The sequence below is a fragment of the Neisseria sp. P0013.S005 genome (assembly GCF_051958425.1).
Taxonomy (GTDB): Bacteria; Pseudomonadota; Gammaproteobacteria; order Burkholderiales; family Neisseriaceae; genus Neisseria; species Neisseria subflava.
Window position 1 is genome coordinate 56,634 of the sequence record NZ_JBQCVL010000003.1, and the last position, 25,860, is coordinate 82,493.

Here is a 25,860-nt window from a genome sequence, read left to right on the forward strand (position 1 = left end):
GTTCGGCCTTATCGGGTATAATGGCCAAAATCATAATTTAACCGCTTTATCTGATTGTTCGGGCCGTCTGAAATAACGGGTCGGGAACGGTCTTAGAATTTAGAAACATTATGTTACAAACTGATAATCTTACTTCTGCACAACCTCAGCGCATTATCACTGCTCAAAATATTTCCGCTCAGGAAGAATTGCTTGAACGCGCTTTACGTCCGAAAACTTTAGACGACTATATCGGGCAGGATAAGGCAAAAGAGCAGTTGGCCATTTTTATTCAGGCGGCGAAAAAACGTAGCGAAGCGCTTGACCACACTTTGTTGTTTGGCCCTCCGGGTTTGGGCAAAACTACTTTGGCGCACATTATCGCCAAAGAGTTAGGCGTTAATTTGCGCCAAACCAGCGGCCCAGTTTTGGAACGTGCCGGCGACCTTGCAGCCTTGTTGACCAATCTCGAGCCGCATGATGTGCTGTTTATCGATGAAATCCACCGTTTAAGTCCTGTGGTTGAAGAAATCCTTTATCCTGCGCTTGAAGATTATCAGTTGGACATCATGATAGGCGAAGGACCGGCCGCGCGTTCGGTCAAAATCGATTTGCCGCCGTTTACATTGGTAGGCGCGACGACCCGTGCCGGTATGCTGACCAATCCTTTGCGCGACCGTTTCGGTATCGTATCCCGATTAGAGTTTTATCAGAATAAAGATTTGGCGACTATTGTTGCCCGTTCTGCCCAGTTGTTGCAGTTGGATATGGGCGACGAGGGCGCGATGGAAGTGGCCAAGCGCAGCCGCGGTACGCCGCGTATTGCCAACCGCCTTTTGCGACGAGTGCGCGATTATGCCGATGTGAAAAACAACGGCGTCATTGATGCGGAAATTGCTGATGCGGCTTTGAGTATGTTGGATGTGGACGGGCAAGGTTTGGATGTAATGGACAGGAAATTCCTTGAGGCGATTCTGCACAAGTTCAGCGGTGGTCCTGTCGGTTTGGAAAACGTGGCTGCTGCGATTGGCGAATCGACCGATACCATCGAAGATGTGATTGAACCATATCTGATTCAGCAGGGCTTTTTGCAGCGTACACCGCGCGGACGCGTAGCAACCGAACGAGCCTATCTGCATTTCGGCTTGAAGGTTCAAGAATAATGATGAAGGCCGTCTGAAAACTGCTTTCAGACGGCCTGATACTTTCAATTTCATATGATTATCGGCAGATATCTGCCGATAATCGGTTAAAATGTCCCCCTTTTCTTTTTTGAAGTTTCCCCATGAATATCTTATCCGTAGAAAACGCTTCCTTTGCCGTCGGCCATGTCGCCCTGCTCGACAAAACTTCCTTCCAACTCGACAGCGGCGAAAAAATCGGCTTAATCGGCCGCAACGGCGCGGGTAAATCTTCGTTTCTAAAAATCCTCGCCGGCGTGCAGAAGCTCGACGACGGGCAGATTATCATTCAAAACAACCTCAAAATCGTTTATGTGCCGCAGGAATCGTTTTTCGACAAAGAAGCCACCGTATTCGACACCGTCGCCAAAGGCTTGGGCGAAATCCGCGACCTGCTGCGCCGTTACCACCGCGTCAGCCATGAGTTGGAAAATGGTTCAAGTGAAACCTTATTGAAAGAACTCAACGAATTACAGCTTGAAATCGAAGCGAAGGACGGCTGGAAACTGGATGCGGCAGTCAAGCAGACTTTGGGGGAACTCGGTTTGCCGGAAAACGAAAAAATCGGCAATCTTTCCGGCGGTCAGAAAAAGCGCGTCGCCTTGGCGCAGGCTTGGGTGCAAAAGCCCGACGTATTGCTGCTGGACGAGCCGACCAACCATTTGGACATTGACGCGATTATTTGGCTGGAAAATCTGCTTAAAGCGTTTGAAGGCAGCTTGGTTGTGATTACCCACGACCGCCGTTTTTTGGATAATATCGCTACGCGCATCGTCGAACTAGACCGCGGCATTCTGCGCTCCTATCCCGGATCGTTCTCTAAATATAGCGAGAAAAAAGCGCAGGAATTAGCGGTTGAAGCGGAACATAACCGCCTGTTTGACAAATTCCACGCGCAGGAAGAAGCGTGGATACGCAAAGGCATTGAAGCGCGCCGTACCCGTAATGAAGGCCGCGTGCGCCGTTTGGAAGAGCTGCGCCGCCAGCGCGCCGAACGCCGCAATGTACAAGGGCAGGTCAACTTCAAGCTCGACAGCGGCGAGAAAAGTGGCAAAATCATCGCCGAATTGGAACACGCTTCGTTTGCCTATGGCGACAAAGTTATCATGGACAAATTCTCCGCCATTTTGCAACGCGGCGACAAAATCGGTTTAATCGGTCCAAACGGTATTGGCAAAACCACCTTCCTCAAGCTGATTTTGGGCGAATTGCAGCCGACCTACGGCAGAATCCGCATCGGCAGTAAGCAAGAGGTTGCCTATTTCGACCAGTTCCGCAGCGCGTTGAACGAAAATGATACTGTGTTTTACACGCTCGGACAGGGCAATGATTACGTTGAAGTCGGCGGTAAGAAAAAGCATGTGATGAGTTATTTGGAAGATTTCCTGTTTCATCCGGCTCGCGCACAAAGTCCTGTTTCATCGCTCTCAGGCGGCGAACGCAACCGCCTTTTGCTGGCAAAACTCTTTACCCGTCCCGCCAATATTTTGGTCTTGGACGAACCGACCAACGACTTGGACATCGACACTCAAGAGCTGCTCGAAGATTTGCTGCGTGATTATCAAGGCACGGTATTCCTTGTCTCGCATGACCGTATGTTCTTGGATAACGTGATTACCCAAAGCATTGTTTTCGAAGGACAAGGCCGTCTGAAAGAATACATCGGCGGCTATCAGGATTATATCAACGCAAAATCGCGGGAAGATAAAATTCAAACGGCCTCTGCGCCTAAAGCGGTTGCCGAGCCTGAAAAAGTCAAACCCAAAGCCAACCGCACGGTCAAACTTTCCTACAAAGAACAGCGCGAACTCGACGCCCTGCCCGACGAAATCGCCGCCTTGGAAACCGAACAGGCAGAAATCAACGCGCAGCTTTCCGATTCTGAAATTTTCAAAGATTACGAAAAAGCAGGTGCGTTACAAAGCAGGGCTGAAGAAATTGAGATGTCGCTTTTGGAAAAACTGGAACGCTGGGAATGGCTGGAAGCGAAACAAAATGGCGAAGCGGTTTAAATTGGGAATTTTGTCCCAAAGTAGGGCAGATATTTTTCTAAATCATGCCGTCTGAACCCCAAATATTCAAAAACAAGGCCTACAACCAACATGAAAAAAGTCGAGAAAAACGTATTGGTGCTGCATAGTGCTAAGGAAATGTTTGAGCTGGTGGACAAAGTTGAGGACTATCCAAAATTTTTGCCGTGGTACAGCAAGACCGAAGTCATCGAACGCAAAGGCAACGAACTAAAAGCGCGCCTGTTTATGGACTATATGCGCGTCAAACAGTCATTTGCGACGCACAACCACAATATCCCGGGGCAGGAAATCCGCATGGATTTGCTCGAAGGGCCGTTTAAAACCCTGCGCGGCACTTGGAAATTTATCGACTTGGGCGATGATATGTGTAAAGTCGAATTCAGATTAGAATACGATTTTTCCAATGCAGTACTCTCTGCCATGATTTCCCCAGTGTTCGGCCATCTCGCCGGTACGCTGGTGGATGCTTTTATCAAAGAGGCCGACCGCCGCTATGCTTGAGATTGAAATTGTTTACGGACTGGCCGATAGGCAAGTGTTGAAGAGCATGACCGTTGTCGAAGGTACAACCGTACGCGAAGCTGCCCTGCAAAGCGGATTGGAGGTGGAGTTCCCAGAGTTGGATTTACAGCAAGCGCCTTTGGGTATTTTCGGCAAGGCTGTGAAAGGCGAGACTGTGTTGCGCGATGGTGATCGGATTGAGGTCTATCGTCCATTGTTGATTGATCCGAAAGAAGCGCGACGTAAACGCGCAGGGCAAGAATAAATCAAAGGCCGTCTGAAACTTTTTCAGACGGCCTGTCAAACTGAAAGAACAGTAATGAGCTTGAAAATTAAATTAATCGTCGGTTTGGGCAATCCAGGCCAAGAATACGAACAAACGCGCCACAATGTCGGCTTTTGGCTGTTGGACGAACTGGCGTGGAAATGGAAAGTCAATTTTAAAGACGAAAAGAAATTTTACGGCGAAGTAGCGCGCGCCACTACGCCGGATGGCGATGTTTGGCTGCTCAAACCCATGACCTTTATGAACCGCTCCGGTCAGGCAGTAGCCGCTTTGGCTCAATTTTACAAAATCAAGCCGGAGGAGATCTTGGTGGTTCATGACGAGCTGGATATTCCATGCGGCCGTATCAAATTCAAACTTGGCGGCGGCAACGGCGGACACAACGGCCTCAAAGACATTCAGACTCGTTTGGGTACGCCTAATTTCTACCGCCTGCGCTTAGGTATTGATCATCCGGGCGACCGTAATCTGGTTGTCGGTTATGTGTTGAATAAACCGTCGGCGGAACATAGACAGCAAATTGATGACTCCATCGCCAAATCCCTGCAAGGATTGCCAGCCGTGTTGAATGGCGAATGGGAAGAAGCAACACGTTTTTTACACAGTAAGTAAGCGTACCCGAATCAAACAGGCAACCTTGCGCATCATGTTCAGACGGCCTGAAAACGGACGGCGCAGTCTGGCTAGCGATAAACCAATCGAAGAAACAGTAAATATGAGCGAACTGACCAGCCTTATGCAGACCGAAGCCCCAGGCATTGTTGGCGAAACATTAGACTTCTGCCTTTACGAATGCAGTATTGAAGATGCACCGGATGCAGAAGAAGTGGCACAATGGCGTGATATTTTGAAGGCGCGTGGTGGAAAATTTGTCCGCTTGGCAGACATCTGTCAAACATGGCTGGATGAAGAGGCAGACAAATGAAAGCCTTACCATTAAACAAATTTACTGCCGCTGCCTTGATCTGGTTTGCCGCCGCCATTTATGCCTTACTTTTCAAAGAGGGCGGCAATAGCGCTCCACCATTTCCCCATTTTGATAAAGTCGGCCATTTCGGACTTTTCTTCGGTCAGGCATGGCTGTGCGCAAAAATATTTATTCAAGAGAATAGGGAAATACCCTATAAAGGCATTCTGCTTGCCGCTTTATTGTTTGCAGTAGGAAGTGAGTTGGCCCAGGCATTTCTGACTGCTACGCGCCAAGGTTCGATCGCGGACGGTATTGCCGATATGGCAGGTGCTGCGGCGGCGCTGTGGTTTGCAGAAAAAGTAAAAGCAGCAAAAAGTTAGACATATTTAAAAAAATTAAAGGCCGTCTGAAATCCTGAGAAACAGGTTTCAGACGGCCTTTTGTTACTTGATATTTGAAGCAATGATTGCTTCATGACAAGCATTCAAATATTAGAACGTTACGCGTACACCGGCATATACTTCGTGGGAATGGAGCTTAACGTTATTGATCTTGCTCCAGTGGTTATAGCGATAGCCTGCATCCAAGGCAACGTTTTGTATTTTCTTGTCGTAAATTAAGCAAATCTAAAAATGTTTCAACTGTTGTAAAAAAGCACTTATAAAAAACACTGTAACAAGTCGTTTAAGAACAAACGGCCTTGCTCGGTCGGGCGGAACACGGTCGGGTCTGATTCAAGCAGGCCTTTTTGTCTGGCGGTTTCGATTTGTGCCATGATTTTTGCAGTGGGTACGCCGGTACGTTCCTGTAGCATTGAAGCAGGTACACCGTCGGTCAGGCGCAGGGCATTCATCATGAACTCGAATGGAAGGTCTTCAGCAGCAACGGTTTTGCGTTCAACGGCTTCATGCGGATTGCTTTGCATAGCGGCAAGATAGTCGTTGGGGTGGCGACGGCGGACAGTTCGTTCGATACGGTCGGGATAGGAAATTTTGCCGTGTGCGCCCGCGCCTATGCCCAAGTAATCGCCGAACTGCCAATAGTTCAAATTATGGCGGCACTGCATACCAGGTTTTGCAAAAGCCGATGTTTCGTAGTGAATAAAGCCTGCGCCTTCCAATTCGCCGTGTACGGCATCTTCAATATCCAAAGCTGCTTCATCTTGCGGCAATCCTTTGGGCGGCGTATGACCGAAAGGCGTGTTCGGTTCCATTGTCAGATGATATGCGCTGATATGAGATACGCCTGTTGCGATAGCGGTTTGGACATCGTTTAAGGCCGTCTGAACGGTTTGGTTTGGCAGGGCATACATCAAATCGATATTGACTTTGTCAAATAATTTCAATGCAGTATCAATGGCTGTCAGAGCTTCTTTACCATTGTGAACGCGTCCCAATCTAGTCAGCATATCGTCGTTAAAACTTTGTACGCCGATAGACAGGCGCGTAATGCCTGCGTCTTTAAATCCTTGAAACTTCTCAATTTCAAATGTGCCCGGATTGGCTTCCAAAGTAATTTCCGCTTCGGGTTGCAAGCGCAACAGCGAACGCACGCCGCTTAACAAGCGGTCAATCGATTCCGCCTGAAACAGGCTGGGTGTACCGCCGCCGAAAAATATGGTTTCTACCGGTCTGCCCCAAATATTGGGCAATTCAAGCTGCAGGTCGGTTAATAGGGCATCGATATAGGCTTCTTCCGGCAGGCCGTTTTTCAGGCTGTGGGAATTAAAGTCGCAATACGGGCATTTTTTGATGCACCAAGGAATGTGGATATAGAGTGATAAAGGAGGCAGGGCGGTTAGCTGGCCGGGGCGTTGGAAGGTGATTTGGGTCATGGTATATGTTGAGGCTCAAGGCCGTCTGAAATTTTTAGGCCGTTATTTTAACTGAAATGTTGGTTGGGAAAGTAATCAGTAGGAAATTTGCAAAGTCTAAGCGCTCAAAAAAGCTTCAATTTCTTCTTCTGATAATTTGGAATTGCAGACGGATTTTATTTTGCCTTGTGAGATTTTGAGTAGAGCGGGAACAGTTTTGATGCCGTGTTGTTCACGAAAAGTTTTTAAAGCTGCTTTGTTGCTGCTGTCTGTAAAGCGGATGGTAAGCTGCTTGTTTAAGGAAACGGTAGACAGTTTTGCAACAAAACGGCGACAGTATGAACAGCTTGGTTTGCCTAAAAAGGCGATAGCAGTTTCTTGACTGTCAATGAGTTGCAGAAGTTCGTCAGGTGTGGTTGGGATGAAGGCAGCGACGTGTTTTGCAAAGGCTGCCAATTCTTCAGGTGTGGGCTTGGGCATGGGAATGAATGTGAGGTAGGCCGTCTGAAGGTTTCAGACGGCCTGTTGTTAAAGTCTTTTGCGTATCCAAGACGAGAGTTTTGGTGCGCCGAATAGCACGAAAATGCCGATAAAAAGCTGCGCGATGTTGGCAAGTATACCGGCTTGGTTTTGTGCGCCGAGGTCCGCCCAAACGGATGTATGTGTGTCGATAGCAATAGACTGTACAAAAAGATAGAGAGAGAACTGGTAAATTAGGTCGGGGATAGCTTGGAAAACAGTATATATGCCTATTAATACAATACCGGTCGTCAGCCATGGTGCAGGGTGTTTTGGGGCTTCCTGTACGGTTTGCAGATGTTCGGGCAACAGGCGGTTGGCAATGGCGGCAGGGAAACACCATAGCAGCAGCCATGCAATTAAATACAAGCCGTAGAGCATCAGTACGGATGAGATTTGTTTACTGTCATACATGCTTTCTGTCTGTACGAATATGGTCGCGATGCTACCAAGCGTTTGTACGATACCGATTAAAACAACCAAGCGGATGGCGACAATCAAGATTTGCTTAGGGGACATGGCTTTCTTTTATTATTTATTGGATTTGGAACATCTAAAAAAACGTTTCAGGTTTTCAGACGGCCTATTATCGATTTATAAGGATTCAATTTTTCTTAACAATTCACGCAATGCTTGGGCGCGGTGGCTTTCGGCATTTTTGATTTCAGGGTCAAGCTCGGCGGCGGTGCAATCATGTTCGGCCAAATAGAAATGCGGGTCGTAGCCGAAGCCGTTTGTACCTGCGGCTTCTGCCTGCCATTGTCCGCGCCAGATGCCTTCGGCAATGATGGGCTGCGGGTCGTTTTCGTGGCGGACGAGGACGAGTACGCAGACGTAGTAGCAGCTTTTGTCGTCTTTATCGGCAAGATCGGCAGATAGTTTGGCGTTGTTTGCGGCATCGGATTTGGGGTTTTCGCCTGCATAACGTGCGGAGAAAATGCCGGGTGCGCCGTTTAAGGCGTTGGTGCAGATGCCGGAGTCGTCGGCAAGTGCCGGTAAGCCGCTGTATTTGGCGGCATGGCGTGCTTTAGCCAGGGCATTTTCAACAAAGGTATAGTACGGTTCTGGGCATTCGGGCATATTGAACTGCGATTGCGGCAGGACTTCGATGTTTAAGTCGGCAAAGAGGCGGGAAAATTCTTTGAGTTTGCCTGCATTGCCACTGGCAAGGACGATTTTTTCAAACATGGTTTTTCCTTAATGGTTTTCGGTTTGCTGCATACGAGCCATTTGTGCGCGTGCTTTGTGGCGGATGTAAAGGGCAAGGCTGCCGATTTGGGCAAAAACGGCGGCAAAGGCAAACAGAAAGGCGGCAACGGCAAATTGTTTGCTGTGAATGCTTAGAAGATAAGCGCCCAACAGAATCAGTACGATAAACATCAGGGTAAACAGGGCAGTCAGGAGCAGATAGGCTTTTTGTCGGGTCATGGCAGCTTGGATAAGTGGGAAAAATGTTCTGATTATAACGTCAGATTGGGAATTTGAAACCATGCCGTATTCGTTAAAAAGGCCGTCTGAATATTTCAGACGGCCTTAAGTCGAATAACGGATTAACGCAATTCTGTGTGCAGGCGGCTCAACAATGTGGAGGCATCGCTGCCTTTGTATGGGCTGCCGTCTTTGTTCAACAAGTGGAGGCGTGCGCCATTGTTGATAGGCTCAACATAAACGATGATTTCAGGATAAGTTTTTGGCGCTTCTGCTTTGCCTTTACCAAATACGCGTTTGAACAGGCCTGGTTTTTTATTGGCAACTGCTTCGCCTTCGGTTGGCGCTTGTTGAACCAAGAAAGCGCGGCGTTCGGCATTTTGACCGATAACTGTCAGACCGATGCGGTCAAGCGCAAGGGCGGTACGGCGCCAGTTGCGGCCGTAATCGCCTGCCAGCAACAAAGTGCCGTTGTCCACACGCGCCAATTCAGACGCATTGCTGCGAGCGGCAACGCTTTGGGTCAGAGCCTGTTCGGCTTGCTGACCGTCAACGCCCAAGTATTGCATAAAGCGGGCGAGGAATGCGGCTTCGAGGTTAGGGTCGTTTTCACCCGGCTGCCACATTGTAGTGTCTTTTTTACGGTCGGCATAAACTTCTTTCATGCCTTTGTGGGCGAAGAAGATATCGGTCGAACCATTTTTGCCTTGTTCGATGCGGATGATGAACTTGTCGCGTTCGCTGGTAGAGTAGATGCCGCCCAAGCCAACTTTATCCAACAGGCGGCGCAGGCTGTCTTGAGGGATTTTGGCTCGGTTTTCAGCCCACTCGGTTTCCATTTGACCGATGGCAGGTTCTTCAGATTTGATGTCGAAACCGTTTTCTTGCCAGAACACTTTCAGCAAAGGCCAAATTTCGCGAGGCGATTTGCCTTCGACAACCAACCAGCGTTGGTTGCCGTCACGCTCAAGGCGTACGCCTTTAACGGATTTCAAGACTTCTGCATTGGCAGGCTGTTGTACGGCTTGAGTGCGGCGTTTGTTGAAATCGCTGGCACGGACGGCGCCGCTGCCTGCCGGTAATTGATAGAGGTTGCCTTGGTCTGGGTTGTTCAAATCAGGTGGTACTTCCAGTTTGACCAAGCGGTGTGATTGACTTTGATAGTCGAGTTTGGGTTGTTCTTTTTTGTTGCCGGAACAGGCAGTCATGCTAATCAGGGCGAGGGCTACTACGATGGGTTTGATATAGGTCATCTTGTTTTCCTGTGGATGAAGTTCTTAACAGGGAGGCCGTCTGAAAAGGGTGTTTGGGATTCAGACGGCCTTATTTCCGGATCAGATTTGTCCTGATTTTTCCAGAGCGGCTCGGACTTTGGCTTGACCGGCTTCGGTCAGTGCTACCAAAGGCAGACGAACATGGGGTTCGCATTTGCCCAATAAGCTCAGGCCCCATTTGGGCGCGGCTGGGCTGGGCTCGCAGAACATGGTGTTATAAATCGGGATAAGTTGCTCGTTTAGACGACGGGCGGTCGCAATATCGCCCTCAAGGGCGGCTCGGCACATGTCAGCAAAGAGTTTCGGTGCGACGTTGGCTGCGACGGTTACCACGCCATGACCGCCACATAGCATGAAAGGCAGGCCGGTAGGGTCATCGCCGGATAAAACGACAAAACCTTCAGGAACGCTGTTGATCAATTCGATGTTCTTGCCGATATTGCCGCTGGCTTCTTTTACGCCGACGATATTCGGAATCTCGGCCAAACGCAAAATAGTGTCGTTGCTCATGCTGACGACGGTACGGCCGGGAACATTATAGATAACCATCGGAATCGAAGTGGCTTCGGCGATGGCTTTGAAATGTTGGTAAATGCCTTCTTGCGAAGGTTTGTTGTAGTAGGGAACAACAGATAAGGTATAGTCCGCACCGGCTTGCTCGGCGGCTTTGGAAAGGGCGATGGCTTCGACAGTGTTGTTGGCGCCTGTGCCGGCGATAACGGGAACGCGCTTGTTGACGTGTTTGACAGTGGCTTCAATAACGGCCAAATGTTCTTCGACAGGCAGGGTGGCTGACTCGCCGGTAGTGCCGACTGCGACGATGCCGTCGGTGCCGTTTTCAATGTGCCAGTCGATTAAGTCGTGAAGTTGTTCGTAGTTGATGCTGCCGTCTTGATTCATCGGAGTAATCAGGGCAACCAGACTGCCTTTTAACATACGGAAACCTTTAATTTTATGGTGTGGGTGGATTATGCAGTGGATTGTAGCTTACTTTGTTGTTTGTGTGAAACATATCCGCTAAGCGGCTTTGCCGTTTAATGGTGACTTGTCATTATCTTAATGAATAATACATTTTTAAATCATTGGTTTGTTTGTTTTGAGATGGAAAAATGATGTCAAGAATTAAAATGTGTTAAGGCGGTTTGAGGCCGTCTGAAAACGGCTGGGCGGAACTTTCAGACGGCCTGACGGTTTTGAATTTGCTGATACATTTCAAATTGGTTAAAATACGCATCTTAATATTTTTTAACGATTCTTGAGAGAAGGTTCAACATGGCCGGAATGACTGAAAAACAGGCGAAATCGCTTGATTTGGTTTATGGTTTGGAAGACAAGCCGCCGTTTGGGAATGCGTTGTTGAGTGCGGTTACGCACCTTCTGGCGATTTTTGTTCCGATGATTACTCCGGCACTGATTGTCGGCGGGGCGTTGGAGCTGCCGGTTGAAATGACGGCTTATTTGGTGTCAATGGCAATGGTGGCTTCCGGTGTCGGTACTTATTTGCAGGTCAACCGTTTCGGGCCGGTCGGTTCGGGTATGTTGTCGATTCAGTCGGTCAACTTCTCTTTTGTTACCGTGATGATTGCGCTCGGTACCGGTATGAAAGAGGGCGGCTTGACTGAAGATGTGATGATTTCAACGCTTTTGGGCGTGTCCTTTGTCGGCGCGTTTTTGGTGTGCTTCTCCGCTTGGCTTTTGCCTTATTTGAAAAAAGTGATTACGCCGACTGTAAGCGGCGTGGTCGTTATGCTGATCGGCTTGAGCTTGGTACATGTCGGCATTACCGATTTCGGCGGCGGCTTCGGTGCGAAAGCAGACGGTACGTTCGGCTCGATGGAAAACTTGGGTTTGGCATCGCTGGTGTTGCTGATTGTATTGGTTTTCAACTGCTTGAAAAATCCATTGCTGCGTATGAGTGGTATCGCGGTAGGTTTGATTGTCGGTTATATTGTTGCGCTGTTTTTGGGCAAAGTGGATTTTTCCGCCCTGCAAAACTTGCCGTTGATTACCCTGCCTGTTCCGTTTAAATATGGTTTCGCATTTGATTGGCACGCATTTATAGTTGCCGGTGCGATTTTCTTATTGAGCGTATTTGAGGCAGTTGGCGATTTGACGGCGACTGCGATGGTTTCCGAGCAGCCGATTGAGGGTGAGGAATACACCAAACGTCTGCGCGGCGGTGTATTGGCAGATGGTTTAGTGTCTGTGATTGCGACTGCGTTGGGCTCTTTGCCTTTGACCACTTTTGCGCAAAATAACGGTGTGATTCAAATGACCGGCGTGGCTTCGCGTCATGTGGGCAAATATATTGCGGCGATTTTGGTATTGTTGGGCTTGTTCCCTGTCATCGGCCGTGCGTTTACTACGATTCCGAGTCCGGTTTTGGGTGGCGCGATGGTATTGATGTTTGGCCTGATTGCGATTGCCGGCGTGCGGATTTTGGTCAGCCACGGTATTCGCCGTCGTGAAGCGGTTATCGCGGCTACTTCTGTCGGTTTGGGTTTGGGCGTAGCATTTGAGCCGGAAGTGTTCAAAAACCTGCCGGTATTGTTCCAAAACTCAATTTCAGCCGGCGGTATTATGGCGGTATTGTTGAACTTGGTTTTGCCGGAAGATAAAACCGATAAAGCGGTTAAGGTGGAAACCGACAGTTTGGATCACTAAGCAAGCTTTATTCAAAGGCCGTCTGAAGTTTCAGACGGCCTTTGGTTTTTCAGCTATAATATTGTTTTTATTTGTTATCCTAGTGGTTCGGATAGCTCTACCCGGAAAGGTTTTATATGACGGTTTATTCACTTTTTATCACTTGTCCTCGCGGTTTGGAAGCACCTTTGACGCAGGAACTTGAAAACATGGCATGTCAGGATATCCGCGCTGTTGACGGCGGTGTGGCATGTAAAGGCACGATGGAGCAGGTGTATCGCATCAACCTGCATTCGCGCGTTGCCAGCCGTGTTTTGCTGCGCTTGACCAAAGGCGGTTATCGCAACGAACACGATATCTACAAACTGGCACGAAATCTGCATTGGACAGGTTGGTTTAAGCTGGAGCAGACCTTTAAAGTCAAAGTTGAAGGCAAGCGTGCCAATGTGAAAAGCCTGGATTTTGTCGGTTTGAAGATCAAAGATGCCGTCTGTGATGCCTTCCGGGATATTTATGATGCGCGTCCGAGCGTGGGCAAAATCAACCCCGATATCCGCATTCATGCCTTTATCGATGAGCGCAATGTGGAAATCTTTATCGATACTTCCGGCGAAGCTCTCTTCAAGCGCGGCTATCGTCAGGATACCGGCGAAGCGCCATTGAGAGAGAATTTGGCGGCAGGTTTGCTGCTTTTGGCAGGCTATGACGGTACGCAGCCTTTCCAAGACCCGTTTTGCGGCAGCGGCACGATTGTCATTGAGGCTGCATGGATTGCGACACACCGTGCGCCGGGCTTGATGCGCCGTTTCGGTTTTGAAAAACTGCAAAACTTCGACAAAGAAAAATGGCAAGCCCTGCGCCGTGAGGCTGAAAAACAAATCAAACCGGCCGCCGCGCCAATTTCCGGCAGCGACAACGACCGTTATATGATCCGTGCCGCATTGGCCAATGCCCAAGCCGCCGAAGTGGATAATTTCATCCGCTTTGACGTGCAAGATGCGCAGGCTGCGCGACCAAACGGCGAACACGGCATTATGATTTCCAATCCGCCTTATGGCGTGCGTCTTGCCGAAATTCAGGCTTTACAGGCGCTTTATCCTCAACTGGGCACATGGTTGAAACAGCATTACGCAGGCTGGCTTGCCGGAATGTTGACCGGCGATCGCGATATGCCGAAATTTATGCGCCTTTCTCCGAAGCGTAAGATTCCACTGTTCAATGGCAACTTGGATTGCCGATTGTTTTTGATGGATATGGTTAAAGGCTCGAATCGGGGCTAAAACCTGAAATAGAGGCCGTCTGAAAGATGATTTCAGACGGCCTTTTTTGTTTTATTTATATAGACTTTGCCATAACGGAGTTTGCTTCTCGTATTTTAATTTCAGGCCGTCTGAATCGTGTTTAGACGGCCTTTTTATTGGTATAAAGTTGAACTTAATATAGTAATTTACAATTGGTTAAATAACAAAAATCTATTATATGGATAAAATTCATTGTTAAATAAAAATACCATATCTAGTAGTATTGTGTTTTAATTCGCACCATATCTTGTGTTTATGGTATTGCAATGAGCAGCTTGAAATTTACAATCGAGCAAATTGTTTGGCAGGAAGTGCCAGGCGAAGTGTCGCTGGCATTTCTGTTTTCAGGCTGTCCGCTGCGTTGCAAAGGTTGCCACAGTGCCGATACATGGAAAGAGAGCATCGGCACAGAATTGACCGAGGATTATTTAAAAGGCCGTCTGAACCGCTATCGCGGGCTAATTAGCTGCGTGTTGTTTATGGGTGGGGAGTGGCAACCGAAAGCCTTGCAGGAAATGCTGGCTATTGTTACTCGGGAAGGTTTGAAAGCCTGCTTGTACACCGGTCTGGAGCGTGAGGAGCTGGAGGCGGTTTCAGACGGCATTCTGCCTTATTTGACGTATCTGAAAACCGGCCGCTGGCAGATGGAGCTGGGCGGCTTGGACAGCCCGACCACCAATCAGAAGTTTATCGATTTGCGCACGGGCGAAGTGTTGAACCGATTGTTTATCAAAGACAAACCTGCACCTAAAGTTTTTCCAGTGGCTTCAATTTAGCCTGGTGCTGTATTGCACTGATTTAAATTGAATTTATTGTATTCGCTGACAGCGATGTTTCAGACGGCCTGACCGTCATTGCTTGATAAATCATTCAAACCTTACAGGAGAATTAACATGATTCGGCTGCATCCCGAACAGTTAAACGGCAAACTGCAATTCATGCACGACTACATCAGTGCGCAAAACGCGGCGGACGGCTCAAAAATGGACGCCAATGCCAACGTTACCCAGAAAAATATCGCCACGATGGAAGCGGAAATCATGAAAGACTTTTTCGTGCAGATTAACCGCGCCCAAGTGTCGCGCAAAATTGCCGAAATTTTCGACCAATCCGTGGCCGACGAATACATCCGCCAGATTGAGGCACATGAGATTTATGTGCACGACGAAACCAGTCTCAAGCCTTATTGTGTGTCGGTTACGCTGTATCCCTTCCTGCTTGACGGCTTAAGCAAACTCGGCGGCGAATCCAAGGCGCCGCAGCATCTGGCTTCGTTTTGCGGTTCGTTTATCAACCTGGTGTTTGCCATCAGCGCGCAGTTTGCCGGTGCGGTGGCGACGGTGGAATTTCTGACCTATTTCGACTACTTCGCCCGCAAAGACTACGGTGATGATTATTTGGGAACCCACGGCAAAGAAATCGCCAACCACATGCAGCAGGTGGTGTACAGCATCAACCAGCCCGCCGCCGCGCGCGGCTATCAGAGCGTATTCTGGAATATTTCCGTGTACGACCAATACTATTTCGATGCGATGTTCGGTGATTTCGTCTTCCCCGATTTCAGCAAACCGGCGTGGGCGAGCGTGGCGAAGCTGCAAAACTTCTTCCTCAAATGGTTCAATCAGGAACGCACCAAAGCCGTTTTGACCTTCCCCGTCGTGACCGCCGCGATGCTGACTGACGGCGGCAAATGCAAAGACACCGTGTTTGCCGACGAAATGGCGAAAGAGTTGGCGGAAGGCAATTCCTTCTTCGTCTATCTTTCCGACAATCCCGACTCATTGGCTTCCTGCTGCCGTTTGCGCAATGCCATCGAAGATCGAACCTTCAGTTACACCCTCGGCGCGGGCGGCGTGGCGACCGGTTCCATCAACGTCATCACCATCAATATGAACCGGTTGGAACAAGATGGGCGAGACCTTGCCGCCGAAGTGGCCAAAATCCACAAATACCAATACGCCTACCGCAAACTGATGGAAGAATACCAAGCCGCCGGAATGCTGCCCGTTTACGATGCAGGCTTCATCACGCTGGACAAACAATTCCTCACCATCGGTATCAACGGTATGGCGGAAGCCGCCGAATCGCAAGGCATCAAAGTCGGCTACAACGACGATTACATCAACTTTGTCCAAGGCCGTCTGAAAACCATATTTGAAGCCAATCAAGCTGCCAGCAAACACTACGGCGTGAAGTTCAACACCGAGTTTGTCCCCGCCGAAAACCTCGGCGTGAAAAACGCCAAATGGGACAAAGCCGACGGCTACCAAGTCAGCCGCGAATGCTACAACTCCTATTTCTACGTCGTCGAAGACGAAGAAATCAACGCGCTCGACAAATTCCTGCTGCACGGCAAAGAATTGGTGGACTGGCTCGACGGCGGCTCCGCGCTGCACCTGAACCTCGACGAAGCCCTGCCCGAATCCGGCTACCGCTCGCTCTTGGACATCGCCGCGCAAACCGGCTGCAACTACTTCTGCGTGAACGTGCGCATCACCATTTGCAACGAATGCGGCCATATCGATAAACGTACCCTGCACGCTTGTTCTGCATGCGGTTCGCACGACATCGACTACGGCACCCGCGTCATCGGCTATCTGAAACGCGTATCTGCATTCAGTAGCGGACGGCGCAAAGAACACGCGCTCAGACATTATCACCGTAAAGCGGCGTAATCGTTAAAAAAGGATTACTTACAAAAGCGAAGGCCGTCTGAAATTTCAGACGGCCTTTAGGATGTTTGGATAGACTGATTCTTTCAATGATATGATTTTAATTAAATTAAACAACAATACTTGACACTTTAATATAATGAATTAACATATAATCTCCTTTAACTCAAACTCGAAAAAAAAGCGAGAGACATATGAAAACATCAGCTTTATTAGCAGCTTTATTGGCAGCCCTGTCCCTGTCAGCATGCGGTGGCGGTTCAGACTCATCTTCTTCTGCCGTTTGTGACGAGTACGAAAAAGCATTTGCCGAAGCAACTAAAGACGTAGATGCCGCAACCAAAGACATGATGCAAAAATCTTTCGAACAAACCAAAGAAGCCCTGAAAAACCTGCCTGCAGACCAACGCGATGCAACTTGTAAAACTTCTTTGGACGCTTTGAAAGGCGTTCCTGCTGCCGAAACTCCTGAAGACAAAGCCGAAGAAGCCAAAGAAGCTGCTGAAGATGCTAAAGAAGAAGCTAAATAATATAAATAGCTTTATTGAAAAACGGATTCCAATAATTTGGAATCCGTTTTTTGTTGTGTGAGTTAGGGTAGTTATTTTAGATAAAGCTTTTTCAGTTTTCAGACGGCCATTTCTCATGCCATCTGAAAGCGTTAGTTTTAACTAAGTTGAAATTTACAACAGCAAGCCGTCAATCAAGCAACCGAGTGCGTGCGTACCGCACACACCCTACGCGTTGATTTTAAAGTTCCGTGTAATTTACAGGTAGGGTGTGTGGCGCAGCCACGCACGCGGTCGGTAGTTTTTTATAGCATTTACTCCCCAAAACTCATTACCGCTGTTTCTTTTGTGCCACCCCAATCTAACGGCAGCCATCCATCCCGTACATAACGGTGAAACGACGAAAACGGCCAATCGCGGACATTGCCGCACAATCCATGTTTGACGGGATTGAAATGGATATAGTCTGCGCAACGTTGCAAATCCGTTTCGTCGCGCACGGTGTGTTCGTAAAAACGCCGTTGCCAAATACCGCGTTCGTGCCGCCGCTGTTTGCTGGCAGACAGGTTTTCGGCATGAGGGAAATGTGCGGAGAATTTGGTTTTAATCAGCCGCCAGCGCAGGGAATAATCCGCATCGTCGGGCGGCAGCGTCCAAATGGCGTGAATATGGTTCGGCAGTACGCATACGGCGACGGTTTCAAAGGGATATTGTTTTTGTACATCCATATAGGCTACACGCAATAAGCTGATATGTTCGACAAGCAGGCGCGATTTTTGGTTGGCGAGTTTGACGGTAAAAAAGAATGTGCCGCCGGCAATGAAGTTTCTGCGATAACGCGCCATAGGATTTTTGCTTGTGGTTTGGGTGTTGGAGAAGGAATAGTTTGTTGTTTAAGGTTTTAACTTCGTTGGAGCTGACGCTTTCAGACGACATTGGAGGCCGACTGAAAGCGCTAGCTTCAACGAAGTTAAAAGTTGAAACGGCAAACCGTCAATCAACCGACCGCGTGCGTGCGTACCGCACACACCCTACACGTTGGTTTTGAAGTTTCGTGTAATTCACAGGTAGGGTGTGTGGCGCAGCCACGCACGCGGTCGGTTGGATATGCAGGCTACTGCTTCTCAAGTTGTTGAAGTATAGTTTTTCTAAGTAATTCTACTTGTTGAGGAAGCTCTTCCCAAGGAGGGAAGATAAGGCCCATGTCATCTTTTAGGATATTAACTCGATTTAGTAAACTGGTAAGCTTAGAAGATTTCATTTTTTCATCTGTTAGAAGGGATAATTCTAAGAATTCATTCTCTAATTTTATTAGCTTCCTTTTTATTAACCCTTCATCAGTTTTTATATTAATTTTAAATGGACTCAAAAGTTCTTGTGAACTTATTTCTTGAGAACTTATAATTTTCATTAAATTTTCCATTTGTCGCCTTAATGAACGCATCTCTGTTTGAATTACATCAAAAGCTAAACTATCTTGAGTTCCTTTTAGATCTGGGATTTGTGCAGGTGATTTTAATGCTAAAAGTTTTACTATTGAATTAATATTTTTATCTTGTTTGTCAACTCCAATTGTTTCATCAATAGCATTAGAAAGTTCATTTTGTGTTTTTAAAACCTCATGATATTTCATATCTTTAGAATATTGTAGATACCTTAGTCCAGTAATATCAAATATTGGTGGGGTGCCAATCTCTTGAATTAAGACAACAGGTTTATCAAATGCTTGCCGAATTCCCAATTCAAATAAAACGTTTGGATTTCTTGTGCTTAAATCACATATGGCAATAGGGGCTTCAATTAATTTTTTTAGGATATCTAACTGTATTAAATTTGTAGCTTTTACATCATCAGCACGACATGCACGGAAACCTGATTTTTCACAAGCAGGGCTAATAATATCTTGATACACATGATGGAAATGGCCTTTAGGATGAGTATCTACGTCAGAAATTGGCATAATTGCAAAACAATATTCTTCATTATTTGTTTTAGTGCTTTTAGAAGCAGACATTTTTAGTATCCTTTAATTTTGATTTATCTAATCTTTAAATTGAGGTTAATCCCATTGTTCTAATACCATCTTCAAATACTTCCCAGTATAACTCCCCTTAACCTTCGCCACCTGCTCAGGGCTACCTGAAGCAATAATTCTCCCCCCGCCATCGCCGCCTTCCGGTCCTAAGTCCACAATCCAATCCGCAGTTTTAATCACGTCCAGATTATGCTCGATAATCACAATCGAGTTGCCTTTGCCTTTCAGACGGCCTATCACTTCCAGCAGCAGGGCGATGTCGGCGAAGTGCAGGCCGGTGGTGGGTTCGTCGAGGATATAGAGTGTTCTGCCAGTGTCGCGTTTGGAGAGTTCCAAGGCAAGTTTGACGCGCTGGGCTTCGCCGCCGGAAAGGGTGGTGGCGGACTGGCCGAGGCGGATGTAGCCTAGGCCTACGTCCATGAGGGTTTGCAGTTTGCGCGATACGGTGGGGACGGCGTCGAAAAATTCGCGGGCTTCTTCGACGGTCATGTCGAGGACTTGGCTGATGTTTTTGCCTTTGTATTGGATTTCGAGCGTTTCGCGGTTGTAGCGTTTGCCGTGGCAGACTTCGCAGGGGACGTATACGTCGGGCAGGAAGTGCATTTCGACTTTGATCACGCCGTCGCCTTGGCAGGCTTCGCAGCGGCCGCCTTTGACGTTGAAGGAGAATCTGCCGACGTTGTAGCCGCGTTCGCGCGAGAGGGGTACGCCGGCGAAGAGTTCGCGGATGGGGGTGAACAGACCGGTATAGGTGGCGGGGTTGGAGCGCGGGGTGCGGCCGATGGGGGATTGGTCGACGTTGATGACTTTGTCGAGGTGTTCGAGGCCGCGGATGTCGTCGTATGGGGCGGGTTCTTCTTGGGCGCGGTTGAGTTCGCGGGCGGTGATTTTGGCGAGGGTGTCGTTAATCAGGGTGGACTTGCCGCTGCCGGATACGCCGGTGATGCAGGTAATCAAACCGAGCGGCAGTTCGAGGGTAACGTTTTTGAGGTTGTTGCCGCGCGCGCCTTTGAGGACGAGCATTCGGTCGGGATTGACGGGCGTGCGTTCAGACGGCACGGCAATGGATTTTTTGCCGCTGAGGTATTGTCCGGTAACGGAATTTTCGCATTTGGCGACGTTTTCGGGCGTGTCGGCAATCAGTACGTTGCCACCGTGTTCGCCCGCGCCGGGGCCCATATCGACCACGAAATCGGCTTCGCGGATGGCATCTTCGTCGTGTTCGACCACAATCACGCTGTTGCCCAAGTCGCGCAGGCGTTTGAGGGTGGCGAGCAGGCGGTCATTGTCGCGCTGGTGCAGGCCGATGGAGGGTTCGTCCAGAACGTACATCACGCCGGTCAGGCCGCTGCCGATTTGGCTGGCGAGGCGGATGCGCTGGGCTTCGCCGCCGGAAAGGGTTTCGGCGGAGCGGGAGAGATTGAGGTAATCCAGCCCGACGTTAATCAGAAAACCGAGCCGCTCGGTGATTTCTTTGAGGATTTTTTCGGCGATTTGTTTTTTGTTGCCGTCTAAATCCAGCGTTTCAAAGAATTGGTGGGTTTTGGTCAGCGGCCAGGCGGAAACTTCGTGCAACGGTTCGCCGCTGACGTAAACGTAGCGGGCTTCTTTGCGCAAACGTGCGCCGCCGCAGCTTGGGCAGGCGCGGTGGTTTTGGTATTCGCGCAGTTTTTCGCGCACGGTTTCGCTGTCGGTTTCGCGGTAGCGGCGTTCGAGATTGGGGATGATGCCCTCGAAGGCGTGGCTGCGGTTGAAGGTGGTGCCGCGTTCGGACAGGTACGTGAAATCAATGACTTCTTTGCCTGAGCCGTGCAGCACGACTTTTTTGACTTTTTCAGGTAGCGTTTCCCAAGCAGCCTGCACATCGAAACCATAATGCCGCGCCAGCGACTGAATCATTTGGAAATAGAACTGGTTGCGCTTGTCCCAGCCGTCAATCGCGCCCGTTGCCAGCGACAATTCCGGATGAGCGACCACTTTTTCGGGGTCGAAGAAATTGGTGTTGCCCAAGCCGTCGCAAGTCGGGCAGGAACCCATCGGGTTGTTGAACGAAAAGAGGCGCGGCTCTAATTCGGGCAGGCTGTACGAACACACGGGGCAGGCAAACCGCGCGGAAAACCAATGTTCTTCGCCGCTGTCCATCTCCATTGCCAGCGCGCGCTCGTTGCCGTGGCGCAGCGCGGTTTCAAAACTTTCCGCCAGCCGCTGCTTGATGTCCGCCTTCACTTTCACGCGGTCGATAACCACGTCGATATTGTGCTTGATGTTTTTTTCCAGCTTCGGTACTTCGTCCAACTGATAGACTTCGCCGTCCACGCGTACCCGTGCAAAGCCCTGAGCCTGTAGATCGGCAAAGAAATCGACAAACTCGCCCTTACGCTCGCGCACCGCCGGCGCCAGAATCATCACGCGCGTGTCTTCCGGCAGCTTCAACACGGCATCAACCATCTGCGATACGGTTTGGCTCGACAGCGGCAAATTGTGTTCGGGGCAATACGGCGTGCCGACGCGGGCGTACAAAAGGCGCAGGTAATCATGGATTTCCGTAACCGTGCCGACGGTGGAACGCGGGTTGTGGCTGGTGGATTTCTGCTCGATGGAAATCGCGGGCGACAGGCCTTCGATCAAATCGACATCGGGTTTGTCCATCATCTGCAAAAACTGCCGCGCATAGGCGGAAAGGCTCTCGACATAACGCCGCTGCCCTTCGGCATACAGCGTGTCAAACGCCAGCGACGACTTGCCGCTGCCCGACAGCCCGGTTACCACCACCAGTTTGTGGCGCGGAATGTCCAAATCGACGTTTTTCAAATTATGCGTGCGCGCGCCGCGGATGCGGATGGTGTCGTTGTCGTGTGAATGTTTGGGATGATGGTTGCACATGGTGTCAGGCCGTCTGAAAAAATAAAATAAACGGCTATTGTAGCACTTTTCAAATGACAGACTGGATAGATAAAGCATTTGATATAAAAGAAACAAAGAGGCCGTCTGAAAATATGTTTTCAGACGGCCTTGATATAGATGGATCAGCTTATCAGTCGATTGTGCGGAGAATTTCGCGCAGGGCTTTTTGCCAGTCGGACGGTTTGATACCAAACTTGGTCTCTAGGCGTGAGCAATCCATAATGCTGTATGCCGGACGCGGAGCGGGCAGGGGGTATTGATCGGTGGTGATTGCGTTCAGTTCCGGAATGCGGAAGCTGTCGTCTAATTGGTGGGCCGTCTGAAAGATAGCTTTGGTAAATTCGTACCATGTTGCCGATTTATTGCCACAGTAATGGAAGATGCCGCGTGGGGAAGTAGGCTGTTGCAATAAACTGATGATGGCATGAGCCAAGTCGCCTGCATAAGTCGGGCAGCCGGTTTGGTCATGAACGATGGAGAGGGAGTCACGCTCTTTAGCAAGGCGCAACATGGTTTTGACGAAATTGCTGCCGTATTCGCTAAACAGCCATGAAGTACGGACGATTGTACTTTCCGGATGCGCGGCTAAAGCCAAAAGCTCGCCTGCAACTTTGGATTGACCGTAAGTGCTGCGCGGATTGGTGTAGTCGGTTTCGCGGTAAGGGCGTTTGCCTTCGCCGTCGAATACATAATCAGTGGAAATATGAATAAAGCGCGCGTGTGCGGCGCGGGCGGCTGCGGCCAGGTTGTGAACAGCGGTTGCGTTGACGGCAAAAGCAGCCTCTGCGTTTTCTTCTGCTTTATCGACGGCAGTGTAAGCCGCGGCATTAACGATGGCATCTGGTTGGAAGTTTTTGATCATGTGATGCACGGCTTCGGTATCGGTAATGTCCAGCGAAGTAGAATCGGTAGCAATCAGTTCCCAATCTTCGGGTAGGCGGTCGCGCAGACAACGGGCAAGCTGGCCTTTGGCTCCGGTCAATAAAGTACGCATGGTTGAGTATCTCCTCTGATAGCTGTTAAATAGGTATTCGTGTCATTATAGTGTAAATACGACAAATTCACATTATTGACGTAGAACAAAATGCGGATGCGGCTGTATTTGGGCAAATTATCGATATCATCTATCCACAATAATAACCACTTATTGGTATTATGTTTGCTTACTATAACTATAGTTAAAGTTCAGCTTTCAACAAGATAGATAAAGGATCTATGCTGTTTGAGAGAGTGTGAATCAATGTTGATGTTTTTATTGTTGCTAGGATAATGGAATTTAAAAACAGGCAAAACTCCGTCCTTTTGTCGGAAAATTCTACCGTTTGATATTTTTCAGTAAATATCTTGAAAAATATAACTAAAATAATATTTGAGCAAGGGCGGATTTGCTCGTTCCTCTAGCTCGATATCTTTATTAACCATTTTGGGAGTAATTATTATGGCAAGATCTTACAGCGGGTCTCGTGGACCCCAGGCTAGTAAGCCTATCTGGACCCCAGGTAAGCCTTACTGCTCTTCTATTCCAGGGCAGTCCGACCCAGCTCACTTCTGCGGTTCATCAAAATCTTCTGGTTCTACCGGTAGCACCTCTAGAATTGGCAGCGTGCCGCCAATAGTTAATGTGGTACCTGGTTCACCTTACCACCCTTGGCACACCAAACCACAACCAAAACTTCGGCGTATACCACGTCCACTAAACCCTGAGCCACACCCACAACCGCAACCACAACCACAAAAACCTCAGCGTAAACCACCTCAACCAAAACCTGAGCCACAACCACAACCACAACCACAACCACAACCACAACCAAAACCACAACCAAAACCACAACCAAAACCTGAGCCTAAGCCTAAGCCAGAGCTAAAACCAGACTGCAAAGACTGTGTTGACGACCATAACCAAGACAACTCATACGGTCACGAAGACAAAAACCCAGGTAATATCATCCGACCCAACGTTATCCGCGGTACTGATGCTAAAGATACCATTTATGGTACTGCTGGCGAAGACATCATCTTCGGTGGCAACGGCGCAGACGTAATCTACGCCGGTGCAGGTAATGACACCATTTACGGTGATGCCGACGGTGACTCTCTGTACGGTGAAGAAGGTAAAGACTACCTGCAAGGTGGTGACGGTAACGACTACCTGAACGGTGGTTCCGGTGCTGACATCATGCGCGGTGGCGACGGTAACGACGTTTATTTCGTTGACGATGCCGACGACCAAGTTATCGAGTACGGTAATCTGAACGGCGGTATCGATACTGTTCGTACCGTTATCGACTACACCTTGACCGATAACGTTGAAAACCTGTTTTTGCAAGGTATGCAAAACCTGAACGGTACCGGTAACTCTTTGAACAACAACATCGAAGGTAACGGCGGCAACAACCATCTGTACGGTTTGGCCGGCGATGACTGCCTGGTTGGTAAAGACGGTAACGACTACCTCGACGGCGGTGTCGGCAACGACATCCTGATCGGCGGTACCGGTAACGACACTTACTTCTTCGACAAAGGTTACGGTCACGACACTATCCGTGAGGAAAGCGGTAATGACACCCTGTTGTTCGGTAAAGGCATTGCAGCTTCCGACGTATTGCTGAGCAAATCAGGTGCCAACCTGACTGTTTCTGTCGGTTCTGACAGCATCACCATCGACGACTGGTTCACCGGTAACAATCACAAAGTTGAAAACTTCAAATTTGCTGACGGTAGCACTTACCAAGTAACCGGCCACGGTGACTACTACTCTCTGTCTGCTGTGAACCACATCCAAGAACAGACTCAAGTTTCTGGATGGTAATTTTCAGGGTTCTTCTCTGAAATCAACGGTTAAGGCCGTCTGAAACCAAAATATAAGGTTTCAGACGGCCTTTATTTTGTAAACAATCTGACGAAAAATTCCAAATTGGGCTAAAATATCGCATTCTTCTGTCTATCTAAGAGATACCCGAAATGTCTGAAATCAGCTTGAAAAAAATCTACTCCGGCAAAGTACGCGATTTGTACGAAATTGACGATAAACGTATGTTGATGGTTGCTTCCGACCGACTGTCTGCATTCGATGTGATTTTGGATGACCCGATTCCGGGTAAAGGGGAGATTCTGACGCAGATTTCCAATTTTTGGTTTAAAAAACTGGCTCATATTATGCCTAACCACTTTACCGGCCATACCGTTTACGATGTTTTGCCTGAAAACGAAGCCAAAGTTTTAGAAAAACGCGCCGTCGTGGCTAAAAAACTCACTCCGGTGAAAGTGGAGGCTATTGTGCGCGGTTATCTGGCGGGTAGCGGTTGGAAAGATTATCAAAAGACAGGCTCTGTTTGCGGTATTCAACTGCCTGAAGGTATGCAGGAAGCGCAGCAGTTGCCCGAAGTGATTTTTACGCCATCGACCAAAGCTGAGGTTGGCGATCATGATGAAAACATCAGCTTTGAAGAATGCGAACGTATTATCGGAAAAGAATTGGCGGCGGAAGTGCGCGCCAAAGCGATTCAGCTTTATACAGAAGCGGCTGAATATGCCAAATCTCGCGGTATTATTATTTGCGATACCAAGTTTGAATTTGGTTTGGATGAAGAAGGTACGCTGACTTTGATGGATGAAGTGTTGACGCCTGACTCCAGCCGTTTTTGGCCTGCCGACCAATACAAAGTCGGTACCAATCCACCGTCTTTTGACAAACAATTTGTCCGCGACTGGCTGGAGCAAAGCGGTTGGAACAAAAAAGCGCCTGCGCCTAAAGTGCCTGCCGATGTAATTCAGAAAACAGTCGAAAAATATCAGGAAGCATTGACTTTGCTGACTCAGGATTAATTTTTAAGTTTGAAGGCCGTCTGAAAGAGATATGTTTCAGACGGCCT

25 protein-coding genes and 1 pseudogene are annotated in these 25,860 nt (G+C 48.8%); 14 read left to right on the plus strand and 12 right to left on the minus strand.

What is annotated here, in order from left to right:
* The first annotated feature begins 110 nt into the window (after positions 1-110).
* The 7 genes from ruvB to ACTHTA_RS04315 all read left to right on the plus strand — a co-directional run bounded on the left by ruvB (position 111) and on the right by ACTHTA_RS04315 (position 5,270).
* Positions 111-1,142, plus strand: a complete 1,032-nt coding sequence (ruvB, locus tag ACTHTA_RS04285; protein ID WP_308887261.1) for a Holliday junction branch migration DNA helicase RuvB — start codon at positions 111-113, stop codon at positions 1,140-1,142.
* Between the two features lie 122 nt (positions 1,143-1,264).
* Positions 1,265-3,172 (plus strand): ATP-binding cassette domain-containing protein, encoded by a 1,908-nt coding sequence (locus ACTHTA_RS04290; RefSeq protein ID WP_440364138.1) that lies wholly within the window; start codon positions 1,265-1,267, stop codon positions 3,170-3,172.
* Between the two features lie 90 nt (positions 3,173-3,262).
* A complete protein-coding gene (locus ACTHTA_RS04295; RefSeq protein WP_003683270.1) occupies positions 3,263-3,694 on the plus strand; it encodes a type II toxin-antitoxin system RatA family toxin in 432 nt (143 codons plus the stop codon).
* Positions 3,687-3,959: an RnfH family protein gene (locus ACTHTA_RS04300; RefSeq protein WP_308887264.1), complete on the plus strand. Its 273-nt coding sequence runs from the start codon at positions 3,687-3,689 to the stop codon at positions 3,957-3,959. Before ACTHTA_RS04295 ends, ACTHTA_RS04300 begins: the two co-directional genes overlap by 8 nt.
* Positions 3,960-4,013: 54 nt before the next feature.
* Entirely contained in the window at positions 4,014-4,592 is a 579-nt protein-coding gene (gene pth / locus ACTHTA_RS04305) for an aminoacyl-tRNA hydrolase (RefSeq protein ID WP_254346280.1), read from the plus strand.
* 103 nt (positions 4,593-4,695) lie between these two features.
* Positions 4,696-4,905, plus strand: a complete 210-nt coding sequence (locus tag ACTHTA_RS04310; RefSeq protein WP_036472378.1) for a hypothetical protein — start codon at positions 4,696-4,698, stop codon at positions 4,903-4,905.
* Positions 4,902-5,270 carry a VanZ family protein gene (locus ACTHTA_RS04315; RefSeq protein WP_070632916.1) on the plus strand — a complete coding sequence of 123 codons (369 nt, stop codon included), beginning with the start codon at positions 4,902-4,904 and terminating at the stop codon, positions 5,268-5,270. Before ACTHTA_RS04310 ends, ACTHTA_RS04315 begins: the two co-directional genes overlap by 4 nt.
* A 111-nt stretch (positions 5,271-5,381) precedes the next feature.
* On the opposite strand, the pseudogene ACTHTA_RS04320 reads toward ACTHTA_RS04315, so the two are convergent.
* From ACTHTA_RS04320 to dapA, 8 genes and pseudogenes are all read right to left on the minus strand, one after another.
* A pseudogene (locus ACTHTA_RS04320) lies at positions 5,382-5,489 on the minus strand (opacity family porin); the annotation flags it as partial.
* A gap of 59 nt (positions 5,490-5,548) precedes the next feature.
* On the minus strand, positions 5,549-6,724 hold the full coding sequence (hemW, locus tag ACTHTA_RS04325) for a radical SAM family heme chaperone HemW (protein ID WP_308887265.1): 1,176 nt from the start codon (positions 6,722-6,724) through the stop codon (positions 5,549-5,551).
* Between the two features lie 96 nt (positions 6,725-6,820).
* A complete protein-coding gene (locus ACTHTA_RS04330) occupies positions 6,821-7,159 on the minus strand; it encodes a glutaredoxin family protein (RefSeq protein WP_241479528.1) in 339 nt (112 codons plus the stop codon).
* Positions 7,160-7,231: 72 nt separating this feature from the next.
* Positions 7,232-7,741, minus strand: a complete 510-nt coding sequence (locus tag ACTHTA_RS04335) for a hypothetical protein (RefSeq protein WP_308887267.1) — start codon at positions 7,739-7,741, stop codon at positions 7,232-7,234.
* Positions 7,742-7,816: 75 nt separating this feature from the next.
* Positions 7,817-8,410 (minus strand): RdgB/HAM1 family non-canonical purine NTP pyrophosphatase, encoded by a 594-nt coding sequence (gene rdgB, locus ACTHTA_RS04340; RefSeq protein WP_308887268.1) that lies wholly within the window; start codon positions 8,408-8,410, stop codon positions 7,817-7,819.
* Between the two features lie 9 nt (positions 8,411-8,419).
* Positions 8,420-8,650, minus strand: a complete 231-nt coding sequence (locus ACTHTA_RS04345; protein ID WP_003679018.1) for an NGO_0222 family membrane protein — start codon at positions 8,648-8,650, stop codon at positions 8,420-8,422.
* 122 nt (positions 8,651-8,772) lie between these two features.
* The gene (gene bamC, locus ACTHTA_RS04350) at positions 8,773-9,903 is read right to left on the minus strand and encodes an outer membrane protein assembly factor BamC (RefSeq protein WP_070748803.1); all 1,131 of its coding nucleotides are present in this window, start codon (positions 9,901-9,903) and stop codon (positions 8,773-8,775) included.
* 81 nt (positions 9,904-9,984) lie between these two features.
* Positions 9,985-10,860, minus strand: coding sequence for a 4-hydroxy-tetrahydrodipicolinate synthase (gene dapA / locus ACTHTA_RS04355; protein ID WP_049351544.1), 876 nt, complete (start codon positions 10,858-10,860; stop codon positions 9,985-9,987).
* A 336-nt stretch (positions 10,861-11,196) separates the two neighbouring features.
* Between dapA and ACTHTA_RS04360 the strand changes: the two genes are divergently transcribed.
* The 5 genes from ACTHTA_RS04360 (at position 11,197) to ACTHTA_RS04380 (ending at position 17,070) form a co-directional block, all read left to right on the plus strand.
* On the plus strand, positions 11,197-12,588 hold the full coding sequence (locus ACTHTA_RS04360) for a nucleobase:cation symporter-2 family protein (RefSeq protein WP_003683421.1): 1,392 nt from the start codon (positions 11,197-11,199) through the stop codon (positions 12,586-12,588).
* A 116-nt stretch (positions 12,589-12,704) separates the two neighbouring features.
* A complete protein-coding gene (locus ACTHTA_RS04365) occupies positions 12,705-13,847 on the plus strand; it encodes a THUMP domain-containing class I SAM-dependent RNA methyltransferase (RefSeq protein WP_070630972.1) in 1,143 nt (380 codons plus the stop codon).
* 287 nt (positions 13,848-14,134) lie between these two features.
* Positions 14,135-14,644: an anaerobic ribonucleoside-triphosphate reductase activating protein gene (gene nrdG, locus ACTHTA_RS04370; RefSeq protein WP_308887271.1), complete on the plus strand. Its 510-nt coding sequence runs from the start codon at positions 14,135-14,137 to the stop codon at positions 14,642-14,644.
* Positions 14,645-14,761: 117 nt separating this feature from the next.
* Positions 14,762-16,543, plus strand: a complete 1,782-nt coding sequence (gene nrdD, locus ACTHTA_RS04375) for an anaerobic ribonucleoside-triphosphate reductase (RefSeq protein ID WP_308887272.1) — start codon at positions 14,762-14,764, stop codon at positions 16,541-16,543.
* A 191-nt stretch (positions 16,544-16,734) separates the two neighbouring features.
* Positions 16,735-17,070: a DUF5339 family protein gene (locus ACTHTA_RS04380; RefSeq protein WP_308887273.1), complete on the plus strand. Its 336-nt coding sequence runs from the start codon at positions 16,735-16,737 to the stop codon at positions 17,068-17,070.
* Between the two features lie 293 nt (positions 17,071-17,363).
* Here ACTHTA_RS04380 and ACTHTA_RS04385 read toward each other — a convergent pair whose 3' ends face one another.
* The 4 genes from ACTHTA_RS04385 to rfbD form a co-directional block, all read right to left on the minus strand.
* Positions 17,364-17,894 (minus strand): REP-associated tyrosine transposase, encoded by a 531-nt coding sequence (locus ACTHTA_RS04385; protein ID WP_308887274.1) that lies wholly within the window; start codon positions 17,892-17,894, stop codon positions 17,364-17,366.
* 269 nt (positions 17,895-18,163) lie between these two features.
* Complete coding sequence (locus ACTHTA_RS04390) at positions 18,164-19,063, minus strand: hypothetical protein (protein WP_308887275.1); 900 nt, start codon at positions 19,061-19,063, stop codon at positions 18,164-18,166.
* Between the two features lie 45 nt (positions 19,064-19,108).
* The gene (gene uvrA, locus ACTHTA_RS04395; protein ID WP_313971266.1) at positions 19,109-21,967 is read right to left on the minus strand and encodes an excinuclease ABC subunit UvrA; all 2,859 of its coding nucleotides are present in this window, start codon (positions 21,965-21,967) and stop codon (positions 19,109-19,111) included.
* Between the two features lie 151 nt (positions 21,968-22,118).
* A complete protein-coding gene (gene rfbD, locus ACTHTA_RS04400) occupies positions 22,119-22,982 on the minus strand; it encodes a dTDP-4-dehydrorhamnose reductase (RefSeq protein WP_070630986.1) in 864 nt (287 codons plus the stop codon).
* 627 nt (positions 22,983-23,609) lie between these two features.
* Here rfbD and ACTHTA_RS04405 point away from each other — a divergent pair.
* The gene (locus tag ACTHTA_RS04405) at positions 23,610-24,797 is read left to right on the plus strand and encodes a calcium-binding protein (protein WP_440375715.1); all 1,188 of its coding nucleotides are present in this window, start codon (positions 23,610-23,612) and stop codon (positions 24,795-24,797) included.
* A 152-nt stretch (positions 24,798-24,949) separates the two neighbouring features.
* Entirely contained in the window at positions 24,950-25,813 is an 864-nt protein-coding gene (locus tag ACTHTA_RS04410; protein WP_003683512.1) for a phosphoribosylaminoimidazolesuccinocarboxamide synthase, read from the plus strand.
* Positions 25,814-25,860 lie beyond the last annotated feature (47 nt).